Below are 19,090 nucleotides of genomic sequence, written 5' to 3'. Positions count from 1 at the left end.
CGTCTTCCAATCGTTTGATCTTCTTCATACCGGAAGTTTACCATATTTTTACCGGGGTTGCTATCAAAGAACTCGTTTACTGCCAACTACTTCAGCTCGCCACCAAGTTCGATTTTACCCACACTCATTGGAGAAAAGCCTATTTATCGATAGTCCCAGATTCATCAAAAACAGGCACAAAATATCTGAGATGCACACCAAATCCCGCCCCCAGCTTGTTTTTATAAAAAAATCGTTTTATATCCATACCTAACGAAGGAGAAACATAGGTATAAGAAACTCCAGAGCCATCGCCGGTGTGCCAACCGTTAAGTTGTACCAAGGGGTCTTCTATTAAGATGTCATGCCATGTTGTGTGTACTGTTAGGCCAAGCGCCGGGGTTATTTCCAAATCTAAAATTTCACTATATGGTGTGAACGGCCTTAACAGCGAAACGCTATATAGTGAGTACCTGTCGCGCGATACAGCCGGGGTCCCGCTATATTGGTAGGGCAGGCGGCTGTAAAAAAACTGCATGCCCAGCTTGTGGTTTGCGGAATCCCGTACAATAAGTTTGTAGGTAAATCCAAGCCCGTTCAACCCGGCAGATTCATTTTTATAGCGGGTGAAGTCGGTAACCAGAGAATGCTCTGCCCCGACCGCAAAACTCGACCAGTAAAGGGTTATTAGCAATAACGCTAAAAGAAATATTGTTTTTTTCATGATTACCGATCATAAAAAATGAAATAATTATTTTGACGTAATGGCATGGTAAGCTGGGTTTCCCGATCATCTCACGGTAAAGAATGCGCACCGGACGATATTCATCATTAAAGTGATTCCTGAGTTTTCAAGGCTTATGGGACCTTTCTTGGGAATTGTTATATGAATGGTAGCTTGTTAATCAAAAATAGTTTCTGCCGTGAGGTCACTCCAGGGTCACCTCGGCTACCACCGGATAATGATCGGAGATCTTTCCCGTATCGTACTGCCGCACGTAGTGACGGCCCAGCAGCAGGCGGCGGGAAAAGAACAGAAAATCTATGGTGCGGTCGGGTCCCTTGGCCCCGGGATCATTGGGGAAATGAGTGAACCAGTATCCGGCGCTGTCGCCGTTGGCTTCCTGGGCCGATGGCACAGCCTGGTAATCGTCGAAGAAAGAAGCCAGCTCGGTTTGCGGCTGGTAATACTTCTGCTGTCTGGGGCCCAGCCGGAGATAAGCGTCGCCGGGCGGCAGCAGGTTGAAATCACCGCCTATGGCCCAGCCCTGCTTTTGAGCCGAAAGGCTGTCCAAAAGATTTTTCACCTGCGCCACCTGCCGCTCCATGGTGTTATTGCCCTGGGCAAAGGCGTCCAGGTGGGTGCTCATTGCAACGAACTCGGATCCGTCAGAGGCCGGCAGCCGGGCTTCCAGCGCCGCCCGCTTGAAGTTGAACTGTCTGGTGAAGATGTCATTCGGCATCACCGGCAATTGGTGGCGCACGGCCCGCGATATCTTATATTTTGAAATCACCGCCAGTTTCATGCCCACTGCGCCCATGATCCGGGGATGCGGCACGAAGGCGGCTTTCCAGTACCAGGCCGAGATATAACAGCGATATTCCCCGGGTAGTTTGGCCAGCAGGTCTTTCAATTGATCGCGATAATCACTGCGCCTGGCCCCGCAGTCCACTTCCTGTAATAATATGATGTCCGGGTTTTCGTCAATTATGACCCGCGCCACTTCGTTCAGGGTAACGGCGATGTCTTTGGACGAAGGCCGCTCGTCCGGGCCGGAGCCGTCCAGCAGGTCGTAAAAGAACACGTAGTTCTTGCCGGCCAGGTACTGGAGGTTCCAGGTCATTATTTTTAGGGACTGCCCGGGCTGTAATATAGGCGCCTGACTGCGGCTGTAAACGGGAACAGGCTCCAGCCGTATCGGATGGTAGGTGATAAGCCAGACCAAGGCGGAGAAGCAAAGGAATAGAATTGTAAAAAAAGCGATTATTGGGAGAAAAACTTTAAGAGCAGTTTTCATATTTTGATTCCCATGTGTTTCGCGGGGAAAACGATTACTGCACCATGACCGAATCGCTCAGTATGCTGCTGTCCGGCTGGCGGATGAATATTTTAAACTTGTTGGGGTAAACGGGGTATACCGGATATTCCGCGCCGTCCAGCAGTACCATTACCATGGTGGCCACATCGTTGTCCACATGCTTGCCCCACACGGTCAGGTTAAGCTTATACGAATCCCGCGTCGCCTCGTAACGGTCGAAGCTGTAATTGCCGTTGTTGCCGATGGTGCCGTAAAGCCTGATCTTCAATGTATCGCTGCGCGATATGCTGTCCGGCACGGTTATGCTGTCCACCTTAACAACAAAGTAGCTGACCTCCGGCCCGGTGGTTTTTGAGCAGCCACTCAGGGCCGTCAAAACAACGGCCAGTAATAAGAATATAAAATTCCTTTTCATCATTACCATTATGGTATGGTCACTTATGATCACTGGGGATTCATCCAGCCCCCATATATAAGACCGGCTCATTGTGTACCCCGGTATTCCTCCAGCTCGGCCAGCATTTTTTTAATCTCGGCGCCGGGCTGGCGCTGCTGCAGGTCGCGTAAAAGCGCCAGGGCCTTGGCCCGGTGCTCCTGTCTGCCGGTGAGTTTGAACAGTTGGAAGTAAATTGAGGCCTGCTGTTTGTCGTCCTTGTATTCGTCAAGCATCGTCTGGAAATCGACCACAGCCGTCTGGACGTCTTTTAAAAACAGAATTTTGGCAGTTAGCAAGGAGCTTTTGAATATGATCTCCGGTCTTTTTATTTCCCGGGCCATTGCCAAAGCCTGCCTGTTGGCCTCCTCCGCTTCTGGCTGACGGTTCGTCGCCAATAGCAACTCGGCCTGGCAATACAGGTATTCGCAGACGTAATACGGTATGTTCAACTCCCGGCCGGCGGCGATGGCCCGCTCCAGGCTGGCCGCCAGCCACAACCCCCAGGCCGCGCCTGTCCCCGAGCTCGGCCGCGATTTTTTCCTTTGTTTGATAACAGTACCTGGCCTGGTCATATTCCCCCATCAGGCAGTGGACATTCCCCATATTGCCGTAAAATATATTGAGGCCCAGCTTGTCCCCCAGTTTTTGGGCTATGACCAAGTACCGCCGATAACACTCCATGGCCTGCGGGTATTCGCCCCGGTCGGTATGGATGTTTCCCATATTGCCAATCGCCTTGCTGACCCCCATCAGGTCGCCTCCGGCCTCGGCCATCTCCAGCCGTTGCCGGCTGTAGTCCATGGCCCGGTCATAATCGCCGGTATTGTAATAAACGATGCCGATGTTCCCCAGCAACATCCCGACGCTTTGCCGGTCGCCGGTTTCCCTTGCCAGTCGCAGCGCCTGCCTATAGCATTCCAGGGCTTTGACGTAATCGCCCCGGAACATGTGAATGCTGCCCAGATTTCCCAAGGCGTGGCCCAGGCCCAGATTGTTTTTCATCTTTCGAAAGATGTCAATGGCATCGTCGAGGCACGATACCGCCTGCTGGTAGTTGCTGGAATGCCAGCCCAAATCGCCCAGGCGGACCTCGTTCTCGGCGACCATGGCGCTGTTGTTTGTCTGCCGTCCAAAGTCAATATTATCCTGGAATATCCGCGTCGCCAGGCTCCATTTGCCGAAAACCTTCAACAACTCGGCTTTTAGCCCCAAGAGTTGGTCGGGGTAATATCCCAGGGGCCGGTCCTGGTTTGATGTGGTGGTTTGCCACAGCCTCCGGACACGGTAACCGCGCCGTCTGGCCGTAGGTTCTATCGATATCATCATAGCAATATTTGCCGATAGGCGCTGTAAAGCTTGATCTTTAGGGCATCGCTGTGCGATATGCTGTCCGGCACGGCAATGCTGTCCACTTTTACCACGAAATAGCTTACCTTGGGTTCGGTGGTTTTGGAACAGGAGACAATAACCGCCAAAGCCGTTGTCAGTATTAAAAATTTAGAAAAACGGTTATTAATTTTTTTCAACATTTTTAACGTCTGTAGCTTTTTAAACATTATCTTAACTCCGGTCATTCTTCCTTCCCAGTATCCCCTGGGGCCTTACCAGCAGCACGACGATCAAAATTACAAAAGCGTAGACGTCCTTGTACTGGGCCGAAAGGTAGCCGGCCCCGAAGCTCTCGGCCATCCCCAGCAGCAGCCCGCCCAGCATGGCCCCGGGCACCGAGCCGATCCCGCCCACCACTGCGGCGATGAAGGCCTTTAAGCCGGCCACGTATCCGATGTAAAAGTTGACCAGCCCGTAATACAGCGCCACCAGCACCCCGGCCGCCGCCGCCAGGGCCGAGCCGATGATGAAGGTCAGCCGGATGATGAAATCCACGTCAATCCCGCAGAGCTTGGCCATCTTCTGGTCCTGGGACACGGCCCGCATGGCCTTGCCCAGCCGGGTGCGGTTGATGAACCGGGTCAGCCCCAGCATCAATACTACCGCCGTTACGATGATCAGTATCTGGATGTAGGAGAGCCGGCAGGAAAATATGCTGATGCCGCCCTGAGTGAACCTTTGGGAGAACAGCAGGTCGCGGTTAAAGACTTTGTCCCGGGCGCCCTGGGTCAGCATCACGAAGTTCTGCAGAAAAATGGAAACCCCCAGGGCGCTGATCAGGGGCGACAGCCTGGGGGCGTTTCTTAAGGGTTTATAGGCTATTTTCTCTATGGTGGCGCCGAAGGCTGCGGCGTAGATCATGGCGAAGACGATCACTATCAGCGGGGCTATGGTCATGGTGTTCAAGCCCCACTGGTTGAGCAGGCCCAGGGCAATTATCGCCAGATAAGCGCCGATCATGTAGATCTCGCCGTGGGCGAAGTTGATGAACTCCAGTATGCCGTAAACCATGGTATAACCCAGGGCGATCAACGCATAAATGGAGCCCAAAGTAAGGCCGTTGAGGAACTGTTGAAAAAGCATAGCGTTTTTTGATAACAGGCCGTCAACCATACAAGCAATTTATATTACTACAACGGGTAACTTTATGCAAGACAAAAAATAAAAAAGCCGAAAAATTTGGCGATAGTTATTTTTGCCACCAAGGCACTAAGACACAAGCGATCAGGATGCTCGGCAGCATCGGCGGACATTTGGGGCGTAAGAGCGATGGCATGCCTGGCACCGTGTGTATCGGGCGCGGTCTGCAACGCCTGGATACCGCCGTGGATATGTATGCTCTTTTCACACAGCGGCCCCTTCCTCAAATACGCAAATCCTATCCCCATGCTTACTTTCCCCCGGTCGCGGACCTTGAACACCTCACGGAGTCAAGTGTGGGTAAAGACCAGCCTCGTGGGGAAGGGGAAAAAGGGGATAGGGTAAACTGAAAGCTCATGCCCATCATCCAGATCTTCGGTGCCAATAAATGCCAGAACACCAGGGCCGCCCTGCGGTTTTTCAAGGAGCGGCGTGTGCCCATACAATTCATTGATCTCAGCGAAAAGGGTTTGAGCGAGGGCGAGTTCCAAAGCATCAGGAAGGCGGTGGGCCTGGAGAACATGATAGACACGGAAGGGCGGGGATATCAAAGGCAAAATCTTAAGTATCAAAAATTCGACATTGAGATCAAGCTCAAGGAAAACCCTCTTCTCATAAAAACCCCTATAGTCCGACAATCGCCTTCCTCCTCCGCTAAGGCTACGGCGGACAAGAAAGCCACGGTGGACTATGTTCCGGAGACATGGAAACAGTGGTTGGCGCAGGGATAAGGAAAACATAATAATAAAGAAAAGCCCCGCTTTTACAAGCGGGGCTTTTAGTTTAAGCTCCAAGTCTTTTTATGGAGTATGCGAACGGCTGTTCTTATTGCAAGGGCTTCTGTTTTGGTAAGTGAAAGGTTGTTTGTCCGGGCAGTTTTAATTTTAGGGCTGTTTGAGGAAAAACCAAATAAATCCGTTATACCCACTTGCAAGGCCATAGCGATTTTATCTAATGCTTTTATAGATGGCGACCGCTTGCCTGCCTCAATCATGGCAATATAGGTATTGCTTAAATCGGCCCTTTCCGATAATTCCTCTTGTGTCATCCCCGCTTGTTTTCGTAATGTTTGAATTCGTTGGCCTATTTGCTGATAAAGTGTCGCCATACCCCCCCTAATTAACTGATTAATGATAACATTAGGAGGATTATAAAGGCATATACAAATAGTGGAATAATTTACTTGACAAAAAGAAGAATTAGTATTACAATAACCCATAAGCAATTATTACAATAAAAGGAGAAACAACCATGAAATACCTGTTAAGTATTTTGTTGGCACTGACTCTTTCAGGGTGCGCCACAATTGGTTCAAACTATAATACACCTTTTATCAATACGGACGAGACATTAAAATTACGAATAGGCATGACAAAAGATGAGGTTTTGAAAAACATAGGCACGCCAATAATCGTTTATGCTGGTTTTGAAAATAAGATCTGTTGGCTCTATGAAGTTAGAATAGCACAAGTGGCTTCCGAAAAGACGTTTATGGGCGATGAAAATATAAACGAACCAAAAAAAACGGGTAAAACATTTCGCTATGGTCCAACTTTGCATAAGTTGCTAGTGACTTTCACGGACGATAAGTTATCACGCTGGGAACCAGTGATTGAAGGCAGATCGCCGGTTGATAAAGCATATGATAAATAGCTAAATATGGGGGTCAATGAAAATGAAAAAAGTAAGGTGTTTATATTTTATAGGCATATTTATTATGCTGCAAGGTTGTGCTATCGATAAATCGAAAGAGTATTTACTAAAAGGCGATGAACAACTTGAAATGAAGAACTATGAATATGCAATAAATAATTACGACAAGGCTATTGAAATTAATCCTAAAAATGACGCAGCATATTTTAAAAGAGGAAAGGCTTTTTTGTATCAGGCACAATATTCCAAAAGTATAGATGATTTTAGTAATGCCATAAAAATCAATGACAAGAAATGTATTTATTACGTATATCGGGGGTGGGGTTGGTTTTCAACAGATCGTTCTTACATGGAGAAAGCTATAGAAGATGTAAGCAAAGCCCTTTCCATGGATACAAAGTGTGTGGAGGCATATCACTTAAAAGCAAACATAAGTTTGGTGCAGAGCGACTATATGTCCATTATTAATATATGCAATAAAGCGATAGAAATAGACCCGCAGTTTGTGGGGGAACTGGGCACGGGGGAATGGAGCATTTATAAACTTCGGGGAAAGGGGTATCAAAATACAGGTCAATATGATAAGGCATTAAGTGATTATAACAAAGGGTTGGAATACGTGCCCCAAGACGAGGAAACATTAGTTCTAATTGGCGGGATATTTGGAAATTATAAAGGCGATCAACAAAAAGCGGTGGAGTATTATTCTAAAGCCATTGCAATTAATCCCAGATATGCTATGGCTTATGGCATGAGAGGTTATGCACATGCATTATTACACAAAGATCAGGAAGCTATAAATGATTTTACAACAGCTATTAAATTATGGCCAAATTTTACAATTGCCTACTGTGGACGGGCTCGGGTCTATATACGAATGAACAATTTAGTGCAAGCAGTGGGGGACCTACAACAAGCGGCCAGAGGTGGCAATGCTGAAGCGCAGCAAGCTCTTGTAAAAATTGGAATGAGTTGGTAATATATATTAGAAAGGGTTTTGACAATGTTAACAGAAGATAGCGTAATTGATGCTGTTTGTTCAATGCTAAAGGAACATGGCTATGAAATACAGCAAATAACAAAGGGTAGAAAACCTGGCGATGATATTATAGCCATAAAACAGGGGAACCCCACAAGGCAATTAATTATAGAGGCAAAGGGGGAAACAAGTGGGGAGAATGAATCAAAAAACTACGGCAAACCATTTGAAAGTGCAGATATAAGAGTAAATACTGCGGAAGCTTTATATAAGGCCGCTGAAGTGTTATCACGAAAAATTGAGGGGCATAAAATATTTATGGTTGCGGAAGCTATTGAGTGGCGCAAAGTGGAATTGAATCCCCAAAAAGCGAAAAAATTAAGTCAGAATGGCTATACGCCTGAAATTCTTGGAAAATATTTGCATTATAATATTTCAGAAAAAAGTAGGATTGAACTTGAAAAACAAGGTTCAAAAGGCATTGAAGATATGAGGACCTTATTGTACGGAAATATTTACAACTTACAAGGAAGGTGTTTTGAGTTTGTAGGCCAAAGGTTGCAATCACTCAGTAAAACTACAGCACTGTATGCAGTAGGGGAAAATATTTATTTTTTAGATTTTGGGAATAGTTCGGCTCCATATGTTGTGCAAGCAGCCGTTCAGGTTTTTAGCACGTATACTTATGTAACAAACATGGGCACTATAAATAAAATACCGTGGTTAGTAGTGCTTTCATATTCAGGTTCAAACTTTTAAATGTAAAACAATAAACTAATTTTGTTAACAAAGAAAAGCCCCGCTTTTTCAAGCGGGGCTTTTTACAATGCCCAGGACTTCTAGTCAACCGCTGTTTCTTTCTCGATATTCTTCAGTCCCTGCCATCCGGCCGATTCCTCCCAGGCGTGGCGGGACATTTCCACCTGGGTCGCTATGACTTTGAACACCGTCATCTGTCCGTCGGACAGGATCTTTTTGGTGGATGGGTTCTTGGCCCCGGCGGCGTAATCGCAAGCCGCCAGTTTTTTCAGGAAATCGGCATTGCGGGTCTTGATCCTTGTCACCTCGGCCTGCCATCCGGTTCCGATCTGGGCCAGCCTCTTGTCGGCCACGGCGATGTGCTTGTCGGCATATTTCAATTTCACAGCTTTCAATAGAACGGGGTCCGCATAGCTCATCTCCCCGGTGGATAACTGCGGCAGTTTACTGATCTCTATGGCCTGGAGGGAATCCAACTCGTTATGGTCTTGTTGATACTCGTTCTCCAGTGCGCCCTCTTCCTGTTGCAGGGCTACACCGCGCTGAAATTCCTCCTGGGTCTGGGAGTATAACGATATCCAGGCTTCTTGCGCAGCCTTTATTGCCGGCGGTTCCATCTGGACCGGCTGGGTCATGGTGCCGACCATAGCCATAGCCATGGCTATCTTCTGTTCCTTGGTCATGGACTGGATCTGCTTGGCATCGGCTTCGGTCATGCCTGCGCCAGGCATTCCGACTGGAATGCCGTTGGGAGTGGAACCCATGGCTGCCTTGGCTTGTTCGGTATAGATGTCCTCAAAATTCTTTAACTGCTGGTCGGTAGCTGTGAATACTTTGGCGGCGCTGTAAGTGACATTGTCCTCGGCATCGGTGACGGCCACTTTGGCAAAAGCATCCTTGGAACTGGCCGGCGGAACCGGCACGGCCTCCAGTATCTTGATCAGGTCTGTCTTGACGGGAACTTGGGCCGTCAAAAACGACAGAGGAAGGGCCAGCAGAACGGCGGCCATAACGATTCTTATCATGATTCTCATTTGTCTATCCTTTCCTTAAAAATTGGTGATATCAATGTCCTCTATGGTCATTGGCTCCTGGGGCTTGTCGTTGGCTCCGGTGGCGGTGTTGGCGATATTATCCAGCGCCTCGAACCCCTCGAACAGCTGGCCGAACACGCTGTAACCCTCGGCCGGACCGCCGCCCTGGGGATGGTCCAAAAAGTGGGCGCCCTTCTGGGGATGGACGATGAAGAACTGGGAGCCGATGGAATTGGGCTGGGCGGTCTTGGCGTAAGAGAGAGCCCCCCGGATGTGGGACAACTCCGGATGGTACTCGTCGCCGATGTTGGTGCCAGGGCCCTTGTAGGAGTGGCCGCCGGTGCCGTTCTTGGCGGTGAAGTCTCCGCCCTGGATCATGAAGTTCTTGATCACCCGGTGGAAGGGCACATCCTTGTACCTGCCGGCCTTGGCCAGCTCGGTAAAGTTCTTGACCCCTTCGGGGATCAGGTCGCCGAACAGCCGGGCTTTCATTGTTCCCTGGTTGGTCTTGATTAGGGCGATCATCTCGCCGGGTTTGGGTGAGTCCTTCTGCAGAGTGTCCTTTCAAGTATCTTGAATTTATTTGTGATTTTTTAAACGCGAAGACGCGCCAAGGGTATCAAAGGTTACCAAGGGTAACAAAAAGAGGATATCTTCCCAATTAGTTAATCTTCGGTTCCTTAGGTCTTTGCGGTTGATTTTGCCGCTTCTGCAGGCGTTCCAAAGTTTCTTCAGACAGTCCGAAGTAGTGCCCTATTTCGTGGATGATGGTCTCCTTGATCTGAAACCTTATTTCAGATTCATTAGAACAAAGGGTCTCGATGTTCTTCTGATATAGTTCTACCCTTTCCGGCAGGGCCCCGGAAATGGGGTAGGGCGGCCGCCGGTTGTACGGGATACCGATGTATATCCCCAGCAGCTGGTGTTTTCGCGGCTTGGGATCCAGGCTCAAAAGTGTATTATCGGAAGGGTAATCCTCGATGGTCACCGCGATATTTTCCAATTTGCGGCGGAATTCTTCTGGCAGTTCTGCGATGGCCTGCCCGGCTATGTCCTCAAACTTTTTGCGGGTCATATTTTTACTTGACGCTGAATTACGCTGACAGTTTTCTTGCAGTGTTTTTCAGGGTCTAAATGTTTCTGCTTAAGCACCTGGTTGCTTGGCACTTGTTTCGGGGTAAAAGATCGCTATCAGCCAGGTCAGCAATACCGCCAGCACCAGCCGGGGAATGACGATCCACCAGAAGTTGGCCCCGATCACCACGAACAGCCCGGTGTCCTCCACGATCCCGTGGCAGGTGGCCAGGAACAGGCTGATCAGAAACACCTGCCGTTTGTCTAATTGCTGCTCGCGGGATGAGGAGATGATCAAACTGGCCCCGAAAACGATGCCGAAGATTAACCCGGCCAAAAGCGGCATCCCCGAATGCTTCTTAAGCCCCAAGTGCCGGGTGAAGCGGTTTAGCCGGACCAGGCTGTCCTCCAGCACGCCTAAGGCCTTGATGAACTCCAACAGCAGGAACAGGATCATCACGATCAGGAAGATCTTGAGCGACAGGTCGCCCAGGCCCCATAAATAGTTTTTCATAAATAACATCATGGTCTTACCCCAGGATGAAAAAATGAAGGGACCAGCCCAGGAACAGCGACAATAAAAAGCGGAACAGCGAGAGCAGCAGATAGCGGGTCTTGATCTGGGCGAACACCGCGCTTTCCAATATCTGGCTGTGGGAGATCAACAGCATCAGCGAGAGCAGGGTCAGCTGCTGGGGCTGGAGCTTAAGCCCGGCGATCACCCCGATGGAGGCGTAGAGGTTGACCAGGTTGCCCACTATCAGCGCCAAGGCGCTCTCCCCCGGCAGGCCGAAGCACTTCATGGCCGGGGCGCAGAAGGAGGCGAACCAGTCCATGGCCGGAGTAGCCCGCAGGATGCAGATGGCGGTGTAAACCGGGGCCACCATCTTCATCAGCTGCCAGAAGGAGTCCAGGCCCTTTTTTAGACCGGAGAGTAATGTGTTTTTAAAATCGATTTTATTCATTTTGCCACGAAGACACCCTTCTATTCATCAAGATAAACTCCGGCCCGAAGGGTTTTTATTCAGCTATCCACAAATATCTGTCGGGGCGTTTGGCCGGGCCGGGTTAATGGATAATAATAGCATTTTTGGGGCGGGTTTTCAAATGATATCAGCCCGGAAGGAAAAATTATTTTTCCGGCCGCTATTGACAAACGTTGCTGAATGCATTAAAATGAGGAAACTATAAAAACTAAAGCAGTTTTCATTTGATTCACCTCCTTCCTTTTTTATGTTTTTGCTCATAATATTATACTAAATATAATTAGTATTTGTCAATACTTATTATACTAAATTTACAGGCGTGATAAGGCTATCTATAATTAGGGTATACTAATTATAAAGGAGGCGGTTATCATGAGCGAAATATTGAAGTTGGTGGGCGATAATACCAGGGCTATTCGCAAAAGCCAAAACCTGTCCCAAGAAAAACTGGCGGAACGCGCCGGGGTGGATTACCGGTACATTGGCTTTATTGAACAGGGTCGCGTGAATCCGACCCTCAAGAGCCTTGAAAAAATAGCTGCGGCATTGAAAATTAATTTTGCCGTTTTGTTCATCAATATTGAAACCCGCAAAAATCTCGTGGAAAATCATATAAACCTTTTCCCAAAAATGAAACCTATGCAAAAAAGAATATACGGACAATTGCGAAAAGCCGACCCAGGGCAACTCAAATTATTTGAATATATAATCAAGGGTCTGATGAAACGCAAAAGAAAAAGCCGCTCTTAAAAGAGCGGCTTTTTCTTAACAGAGATAGAAGTATTTGGTTATCTTTGCGGTCGTATGGGAATTTTCAATCTGCGATAATCTGCGGCCATCTGCGGATGCGTCATCCTAAAAACTTTTTTATTTTCTCCGCCACCTGTTCCGCCGTAAACCCGAACTCCTTGGCCAGGACCTTGTCCGGGGCGCTGGCCCCGAAATGCTCAATTCCAATAAACAACCCGTCCCCGCCGATCAACTGCCGCCACAAGGCTCCGCGTCCGGCTTCCAGCGCCACTTTTACGGAGTCCCCGGGAATGACTGTTTTGCGGTATTCTTCGCTTTGCTCCAAAAACAATTCCAGACAAGGCACCGAGACGACCGAGATCTCCAGTCCCTGCGAAGCCAGCAGTTTGGCGGCTTCCACCGCCAGGCCTGTCTCCGAGCCGCTGGCCATAAGCGTGATTTTACGTCCTTGCCCCTGGCTGGATACCATATAGCCGCCACGTAAAACATCTTCGCAATCGAATTTCTCCGAACGCTCTATCACTGAAAGTTTCTGCCGGGTCAGGATCAGCGCGGTTGGCCCGTCCTTTTTCCCCAGAGCCATGGTCCAAGCAGCGGCGGTCTCCAAGGCGTCGGCCGGCCGGATGACCTGGAGGCCGGGAATAAGCCGTAAGGACGAAACATGCTCGATGGGCTGGTGGGTGGGGCCGTCTTCGCCCAGGTAAAAAGAGTCGTGGGTAAAGATGTAGACCGCCTGCTGTTTCATCAGCGCCGAAAGGCGCACGGCCGGACGGCAGTAATCCGAGAACACCAGGAAGGTGGAGCCGAAGGGGAGGAAAAAACCGTAAAGGGACAGTCCGTTCATTATGGCTCCCATGGCGTGTTCCCGGATCCCGAAATGGATGTTGCGTCCGTCGAAATTTTCCGCCGAGACATAGGCCGATCCCTTGATCTCGGCATTGGTGGAGCCGGCCAGGTCGGCCGAGCCGCCCGCCAGGGAAGGACAGATCTCCGCGATCTTCTGGATCAACTGTCCGGAAAGGCTGCGGGTGGCGGACGGTTCGGGCTTGATCGATGAAGCCAGGATGCCATAAAGCCCGGCTGGAATTTCTTTTTTGTCCAATTTGTCCCACAGCCCCGCCTTCTCCGGGTTCCGCAGACGCCAGGCGGCAAAGTTCTTCTGCCATTTGTTGTATTCCCGCTTGTCCCTGGCGACCTTTTTCTGGCAGACCAATTTTACCTCGTCGGGGATGTAAAATGTCTGCTGGGGCCATCCCAGATTTTTCCGGGTGGCGGTAACCTCTTCCCTTCCCAACGGCGCCCCATGGGCCGCAGAAAAATCGCATTTGTTGGGGCTGCCCTGGGCGAGGCGGGTCCGGGCCAGGATCAGCGAAGGCCTGTCCAGAATCTTCATGGCTTTTTTGACCGCCTGGTGAACGGCCAGGTGGTCGTGTCCGTCTATTCTCTGGACATGCCAGCCCAGGGCCTTGAACCGGGCTCCCACATCCTCAGAAAAGCTTAGTCCGGTCTGTCCGTCAATGGTGATGCGGTTGTCGTCATATAGGTAGATAATGTTTCCCAGTTTTAAGTGCCCGGCCAGCGAGGCCGCCTCGGAAGAGATGCCCTCCATCAGATCGCCGTCCGAGACCAGGGCATAAATATAGTGTTCCAGAATTTTCTGCCGGTCAAGCCCCAGGCGAGCGGAGACCATCTTCTGGGCCAGGGCCATGCCCACCCCGTTGGCAAATCCCTGTCCCAACGGCCCGGTGGTCGCTTCCACTCCCGGGGTGTGGCCGGTTTCGGGGTGGCCCGGGGTTTTGCTTTTCCACTGGCGGAAGTTCTTGATCTCCTCCAGAGAAACCTCGTAACCGAACAGATGCAGCAACCCATACAGCAGGGCCGAGCCGTGCCCGGCCGAAAGTATAAAACGGTCGCGCCCCGGCCACTTGGGGTCTTTGGGGTTGAAATGCAAGAAGTCGTGCCACAGGGTAAAGGCGAAATCGGCCGCGCCCATCGGCAGGCCGGGATGGCCGGAGCCCGCCTGTTCCACCGCGTCCACCGCCAGCATCCGCAGGGTATCGGCGGCTTTTTGGTATTGCCGATTGTTTAATTTTCTCATCTGTTCGTTATTGTTATGGGACTGTGGCAATTTTTCGCTTTGGAAAATATAGCCTGCGGACATTGAGTCGGCTGGCCGTTTTTAATGCGGCTTTATGCTATTAAAGTTGAACAGGCAGAAGGCGCTTTAACGGCCGGCCGGTATCGAAATGACCGCAGGCCAAGATATAATTGTCAAAGTCCAAGTTGTTAGTTGGCAGGATGGCTTATCGTAATCATATCATTTTTATTATGGATTTTCGGATCGCTGGGTCAGCGAAGCAGCAATATCTTTTTAACCAGGCTTGAAGTCTCGGCTTGGATTCTCACAAAATATATGCCGCCGGAAAGCTTTGAGCCTCCATCGGTGCCGCCATTCCAGTTGACCCGGTAAGCGCCGGGACTTTTTAAGCCATGGTCCAGAACTTTGACCAATTGACCGGCCAGGTTGTAAACCTTCAAGCTTACCATCGCCGATTTGGGGATTTGGTAATTGATGGTCGTTGATAATTTAAACGGATTAGGAGCATAGTTCAAAGTAATCGTGCTCAGGCTAGGTTCTGCGGTAGCATATTGAGATTCTATGCCCAACGCAGGGTGCCCCAGAAACCCGTCTATCAAGGAATCGCTTTTAACTCCGGTTCCGGCTCCGACAGTAAACCAGAAACAGCGGCCACTGCCGTATTCATTGTATAAAGCGGCATAAATAGAGGGGAAAGTTCCGTAATGCCCCAAAACCGCGGCCCCGGGAACCAGGCTGGAAAGCCGGCTCCAATTATACAGGGCAGTTCCCAGCGTGTCGCCCACGTTTATGGTGGAGACGTCAAACGGGGCAGTACGATCTGAAATAAGCTTCATTCCTGTGCCGGTATACCAGGCATGAGACTTGGCGCCCAGCCAGGGGCTGATGGAGGTCAGGTCGGAGCCTCCGCAAAGTTGGTGGGGCGTGGATCCAATCAATAAGAGGTTCCCGCCGTTCTCCACGTATTGCCGTATATTTATTGAATCCGCCGGAGTGATTCCGCTTTCCAATACCAAGGCTTGGTATTGGCTGCCAATGATTGGGGGCATTTGCTCCAGGCTGTCCACCGAAGCCCAATGTTTTTTCATCAGGTTAATAATGGCGCCGCCCGAACCGACGCACAAAGCCTGGCCCGAGCCCAACACCCAAACAGCGGCGGTCGAAATGTGGGTTATGGTGTCGGCCGAATCTACCGCCATCACGGCAATGTTATAAAGGCCGGGGGAAACATCGGCCGAGGAGGCAAGGCTGGCGGCGCAGGAGTCCAAGGGTAAAAGCGAATCGGCGGCCAAAGAAATGCTCAAACTCCCTTGGGCGGGCAAGGGAAAAACCGAAGCCGAAAGCTTTACCCATGAGGAATAGCCGTTAAGCGGGCTTACCCGGATGATTAACCCGGCGGCGCTTCCCTGAGCAATGGTTTGCTGGGCGGGCCAAACTGTATTGGTGAAATCCTGGTAATGCAGGGAGAGGCTGGTGTAAACAGGGCTGTTATCATCCGTAATGTTTTTGGGCGTCTGATGGGAAGATGCGGAAACGCCCCATAAAACCTGATCGGCAGAAAGATCAAGAACCTGTCCGGCGGCGCCGTCGGTTGTAATGTCGATGCATCTTAAAAAAATTGTATTACCGGTGCCGGTAGAAAGAAAAGAAGCTCCCTCGGTCAAATCAAATACTATATTGTTTTCGGGATAAGGATGGTCGCCCCCGCTATAATAGTGATCCCAAGCGGGATTGTAATAAAAGGCTCTTTCCCAAAGCGGAGCCAGGGTGTCTCCGACGCCCACCCGAATTCTGATCTGTCCCCGTTTTTGGTGCAACAGGCGGGTTCTCATTTTTAACGCCGGGACATAGCCAATCCGGTCGGTGGCATAATAAACATATGGCCAAGGCGTTATCTGGCTGTTTTTGACCGCTTGATAAGACATCCAATAATAACCCTTGTTTCCCCAACCTGTGCCCCAGGAGTTAACCGCTCTAAAGGCGCCCAGCCCGTCATGGGTTGCTTTATTATCATCGTAACCCAGAAAGCATTGGGCATGGCCGCCGCGGGACAGGCCTGAAAGATCGGCGGCGCAATAAACGGTATCGTATGCATTAATATTGTCAAAATTGGGGAAAACTTCCAGCCCGATCACCACATTGCCGCCATCAGAGATAACCTGTTTAATGGCCGTTATTCCCGCATCATCAGCGGAATAAATGCTGTACCAATTTTGACAACGGTAGCTTATGCCGGTGTCGTAGGCGGCCTCGCTGGGCCAGGTGGCAAAATCGCTTTGGTTGTATGGGAACTGATAATAACTGCCGCTGCCCAGGTCGCACAAAAGCTGAAAGGCATCATCAATATATGATCCGCCGTCTACTCCCCCGTTAATCTGGTTGTAAACAAAAGCGGGGCTGAACTGATGGCGAGGATCAGATACGTCCCAGCCGTGTTCGGCGTATTCCTGATAAGTTTTACTGTAATAGGACGTAGCCCAGGCAGTGCAGGATCCCTGGCTTCCTTGATCTCCTACCGGAGGCATTCCATCCGTGTGGTCCACGGCGGCCGGCAGTTTTGGGGAAACATTGATCTTTACCAGATGGCGGGGTTTGTCCTTTAATGGATCATGTTGCTTAAGCCCCAACCCATGCTGCTGCGCCATCGCCACCATGGCGCTCAGGGAAAAGACCAAAAACGCCAATAATAATTTTTTCATTTTTAATTCCTTTTGAAAAATTGTGAATACTCCATTATAACTATTATTGCAATAAAGTCAAGCAAAAGTTTATGGAATCAAAACAAACCCAAAACTAACGGTAAATTTTATTCCAGCCACCCCCCTTGACATCCTTATATATCACTGTTATCATCGGAGAAGAAACATTTACAAAAAGGATATAAAACCTATGAACGACCAGAAATCCCGTCAAGAGCTGGAATTTTTGTTGTCTTTCAGCAAATCGCTTTCATCCACCCTGGATCAAAGCCAATTGCTGGACATCATAATCGAATCGGCTAAAACGCTAACTGTGGCGGAGGCCAGTTCGCTGTTACTGCTGGATCAGGCCACTCAAAACCTTCATTTTGCCCATGCCACCGGCGAGGTTTCGGAAGAGTTGAAAAAACTTTCCGTTCCCATGGGACAGGGGATTGCCGGGTGGGTGGCCCGGGAGCAAAAGCCCCAGATAGTGAACCAGACCGAACAGGATGAACGCTGGTATAAGGGCATAGACGAAAAAACCAAGTTCACCACCAAATCTCTGTTATGTGTGCCCCTGCTATCCCGGGGGCAGACCATCGGGGTGATAGAGGTTTTGAACAAAAAGGACGGCCGGCAGTTTGACCAGCAGGATCAGGAGCTGCTTTTGAAATTTGCCGGACTGGCGGCCCAGGTGCTGGAAAACGTTGACAAATACAGCCGTTTGAAAGACGAGAACCTCCAGCTGCGCGACGAGGTTGCCAGCCGGTATACGATTACCGGGAAAAGCCAGGCGGTGGAAGAGATGCTGGGCCTGGCCCGCAAGGTGGCGTCAGGAAATACTACGGTGCTGCTCCAGGGCGAAAATGGAACCGGCAAGGAACTGCTGGCCCGGTTCATCCATTACCAAAGCCCCCGGGCCGAAAAGGCTTTCGTGGCTATCAACAGCGCCGCCATCCCGGTGGAGCTTTTAGAATCGGAGCTTTTCGGGCACGAAAAAGGGGCCTTTACTGGGGCCGGCTGCCGCCGCAAAGGAAGGTTTGAGATGGCGGCCGGGGGCACCATCTTCCTGGATGAAGTGGGGGACCTGCCCCAGACCATCCAGGCTAAAATTCTAAGAGTGTTGCAGGAAAGGGAATTCGAGCGGCTGGGCAGCAGCGAAACGATCAAAGTGGACATCAGGATCATAGCCGCCACCAATAAGGACCTGCTGCAACTGGTGAAATCAGGATTGTTCCGGGAGGACCTTTATTACCGCTTAAACGTTTTTCAAATATTCCTGCCGCCCCTGCGCCAAAGGGCGGAGGACATGCCGGTCTTGGCCCGGCATTTTCTGGAACATTTCGGCCGGGAAACCAAAAAACAGGTGCGGGGCTTTACCGAGGAAGCTGCCCAAGCCCTGCAGAATTATTCCTGGCCGGGAAATATCCGCGAATTGCAGAATGCGGTGGAAAGAGCGGTAGTGCTTTGTTCCGGTCAAACCATAACCCTGCAAAACCTGCCCCGGCTGGTGGACGATACTTCCACCAGGGACGACATTCCGCCCACCATGACCTGGGTTGGCGCCCAAGAAGCATTCAAAAGGGAGTATATGATAAAAGCTTTGGAAACAAATGCCTGGAATCAAAAAAAAACCGCTAAAGTTTTGGACATTCAGCCGTCCTACCTTTCCCGCCTGTTACGGGAGCTGAATATCGAACGGCCCCGACACCGGGAGCCGGGAGTCAGTGAAACAAGCAGATAGTTTTCATTATTTTAAAAATAAATAAAAGTCGCCTTATTTTAGCATAAGGCCTTTTATTGTGCAAATAATCATTCGCCTGTGTAATTTTTACATCACATTATAACTGTTTGACAGATAGTATATTTGGTGAAAATAAATGTAAAAATTACACTTTATTAATTATAGAAAAAAACGATTAATGTCGTAATCTATTAATAAATTAACTATATAGTTTTCACTGAAAAAGAAGTGACAAATATGCAGTAAACATGCGGATTTCACTTCCGTTGGCCGTTAGAAAATGGTATAATTAGGGACAACAACGGAGGAATTATGCTGCGGTTACGAAGCCCCCAACAGCGGGAAATAT

At 49.8% G+C, this 19,090-nt stretch carries 22 protein-coding genes; 6 read left to right on the top strand and 16 right to left on the bottom strand.

Features of this window, described 5'->3' with window-relative positions; genetic code table 11:
- Positions 1-139: 139 nt before the first annotated feature.
- The 8 genes from HY768_10420 to HY768_10385 all read right to left on the bottom strand — a co-directional run bounded on the left by HY768_10420 (position 140) and on the right by HY768_10385 (position 5,231).
- Positions 140-703, bottom strand: a complete 564-nt coding sequence (locus HY768_10420; protein ID MBI4727611.1) for a hypothetical protein — start codon at positions 701-703, stop codon at positions 140-142.
- A 205-nt stretch (positions 704-908) separates the two neighbouring features.
- Positions 909-1,997 (bottom strand): endonuclease/exonuclease/phosphatase family protein, encoded by a 1,089-nt coding sequence (locus tag HY768_10415; protein ID MBI4727610.1) that lies wholly within the window; start codon positions 1,995-1,997, stop codon positions 909-911.
- A 34-nt stretch (positions 1,998-2,031) separates the two neighbouring features.
- Entirely contained in the window at positions 2,032-2,505 is a 474-nt protein-coding gene (locus tag HY768_10410) for a hypothetical protein (GenBank protein ID MBI4727609.1), read from the bottom strand.
- Complete coding sequence (locus tag HY768_10405; protein ID MBI4727608.1) at positions 2,502-2,687, bottom strand: hypothetical protein; 186 nt, start codon at positions 2,685-2,687, stop codon at positions 2,502-2,504. The genes HY768_10410 and HY768_10405 overlap by 4 nt, the downstream gene beginning before the upstream one ends.
- Positions 2,680-3,780 (bottom strand): tetratricopeptide repeat protein, encoded by a 1,101-nt coding sequence (locus HY768_10400; protein MBI4727607.1) that lies wholly within the window; start codon positions 3,778-3,780, stop codon positions 2,680-2,682. Before HY768_10400 ends, HY768_10405 begins: the two co-directional genes overlap by 8 nt.
- Positions 3,777-4,010: a hypothetical protein gene (locus HY768_10395; protein MBI4727606.1), complete on the bottom strand. Its 234-nt coding sequence runs from the start codon at positions 4,008-4,010 to the stop codon at positions 3,777-3,779. Before HY768_10395 ends, HY768_10400 begins: the two co-directional genes overlap by 4 nt.
- Positions 4,011-4,014: 4 nt before the next feature.
- Entirely contained in the window at positions 4,015-4,926 is a 912-nt protein-coding gene (locus tag HY768_10390; protein MBI4727605.1) for a branched-chain amino acid ABC transporter permease, read from the bottom strand.
- A gap of 62 nt (positions 4,927-4,988) precedes the next feature.
- On the bottom strand, positions 4,989-5,231 hold the full coding sequence (locus HY768_10385; protein MBI4727604.1) for a hypothetical protein: 243 nt from the start codon (positions 5,229-5,231) through the stop codon (positions 4,989-4,991).
- A 108-nt stretch (positions 5,232-5,339) separates the two neighbouring features.
- On the opposite strand from HY768_10385, the gene HY768_10380 reads away from it, so the two are divergent.
- On the top strand, positions 5,340-5,714 hold the full coding sequence (locus HY768_10380) for an ArsC family transcriptional regulator (GenBank protein ID MBI4727603.1): 375 nt from the start codon (positions 5,340-5,342) through the stop codon (positions 5,712-5,714).
- Between the two features lie 47 nt (positions 5,715-5,761).
- On the opposite strand, the gene HY768_10375 is transcribed toward HY768_10380, so the two are convergent.
- A complete protein-coding gene (locus HY768_10375; GenBank protein MBI4727602.1) occupies positions 5,762-6,091 on the bottom strand; it encodes a helix-turn-helix transcriptional regulator in 330 nt (109 codons plus the stop codon).
- Between the two features lie 143 nt (positions 6,092-6,234).
- Here HY768_10375 and bamE point away from each other — a divergent pair, with 143 nt between their 5' ends.
- The 3 genes from bamE to HY768_10360 are packed head-to-tail and all read left to right on the top strand — an operon-like array spanning position 6,235 to position 8,374.
- Positions 6,235-6,636 carry an outer membrane protein assembly factor BamE gene (gene bamE / locus HY768_10370; protein ID MBI4727601.1) on the top strand — a complete coding sequence of 134 codons (402 nt, stop codon included), beginning with the start codon at positions 6,235-6,237 and terminating at the stop codon, positions 6,634-6,636.
- 22 nt (positions 6,637-6,658) lie between these two features.
- Positions 6,659-7,615: a tetratricopeptide repeat protein gene (locus HY768_10365; GenBank protein MBI4727600.1), complete on the top strand. Its 957-nt coding sequence runs from the start codon at positions 6,659-6,661 to the stop codon at positions 7,613-7,615.
- A 24-nt stretch (positions 7,616-7,639) separates the two neighbouring features.
- A complete protein-coding gene (locus tag HY768_10360) occupies positions 7,640-8,374 on the top strand; it encodes a hypothetical protein (GenBank protein ID MBI4727599.1) in 735 nt (244 codons plus the stop codon).
- Between the two features lie 80 nt (positions 8,375-8,454).
- Here the strand turns inward: HY768_10360 and HY768_10355 are convergent, their stop codons facing one another.
- The 5 genes from HY768_10355 to HY768_10335 all read right to left on the bottom strand — a co-directional run bounded on the left by HY768_10355 (position 8,455) and on the right by HY768_10335 (position 11,447).
- The gene (locus HY768_10355) at positions 8,455-9,399 is read right to left on the bottom strand and encodes a hypothetical protein (protein ID MBI4727598.1); all 945 of its coding nucleotides are present in this window, start codon (positions 9,397-9,399) and stop codon (positions 8,455-8,457) included.
- A gap of 24 nt (positions 9,400-9,423) precedes the next feature.
- A complete protein-coding gene (locus tag HY768_10350; protein ID MBI4727597.1) occupies positions 9,424-9,933 on the bottom strand; it encodes a peptidylprolyl isomerase in 510 nt (169 codons plus the stop codon).
- Positions 9,934-10,069: 136 nt separating this feature from the next.
- Positions 10,070-10,483: a metallopeptidase family protein gene (locus tag HY768_10345; GenBank protein ID MBI4727596.1), complete on the bottom strand. Its 414-nt coding sequence runs from the start codon at positions 10,481-10,483 to the stop codon at positions 10,070-10,072.
- A 69-nt stretch (positions 10,484-10,552) separates the two neighbouring features.
- Positions 10,553-10,996, bottom strand: a complete 444-nt coding sequence (locus tag HY768_10340; GenBank protein MBI4727595.1) for a nucleoside recognition protein — start codon at positions 10,994-10,996, stop codon at positions 10,553-10,555.
- Between the two features lie 16 nt (positions 10,997-11,012).
- On the bottom strand, positions 11,013-11,447 hold the full coding sequence (locus HY768_10335) for a nucleoside recognition protein (protein MBI4727594.1): 435 nt from the start codon (positions 11,445-11,447) through the stop codon (positions 11,013-11,015).
- A gap of 393 nt (positions 11,448-11,840) precedes the next feature.
- Between HY768_10335 and HY768_10330 the strand changes: the two genes are divergently transcribed.
- A complete protein-coding gene (locus HY768_10330; GenBank protein MBI4727593.1) occupies positions 11,841-12,218 on the top strand; it encodes a helix-turn-helix transcriptional regulator in 378 nt (125 codons plus the stop codon).
- Between the two features lie 100 nt (positions 12,219-12,318).
- Here the strand turns inward: HY768_10330 and tkt are convergent, their stop codons facing one another.
- Positions 12,319-14,316, bottom strand: a complete 1,998-nt coding sequence (tkt, locus tag HY768_10325; GenBank protein ID MBI4727592.1) for a transketolase — start codon at positions 14,314-14,316, stop codon at positions 12,319-12,321.
- 251 nt (positions 14,317-14,567) lie between these two features.
- Positions 14,568-17,015 carry a T9SS type A sorting domain-containing protein gene (locus HY768_10320; protein ID MBI4727591.1) on the bottom strand — a complete coding sequence of 816 codons (2,448 nt, stop codon included), beginning with the start codon at positions 17,013-17,015 and terminating at the stop codon, positions 14,568-14,570.
- A gap of 190 nt (positions 17,016-17,205) precedes the next feature.
- On the opposite strand from HY768_10320, the gene HY768_10315 reads away from it, so the two are divergent.
- Positions 17,206-18,741: a sigma 54-interacting transcriptional regulator gene (locus tag HY768_10315; GenBank protein MBI4727590.1), complete on the top strand. Its 1,536-nt coding sequence runs from the start codon at positions 17,206-17,208 to the stop codon at positions 18,739-18,741.
- Positions 18,742-19,090: the final 349 nt, after the last annotated feature.

Source organism: candidate division TA06 bacterium, from assembly GCA_016208585.1.
Lineage (GTDB): Bacteria > Edwardsbacteria > AC1 > AC1 > EtOH8 > UBA5202.
This window is presented reverse-complemented; position numbering and strand designations above follow the sequence as displayed.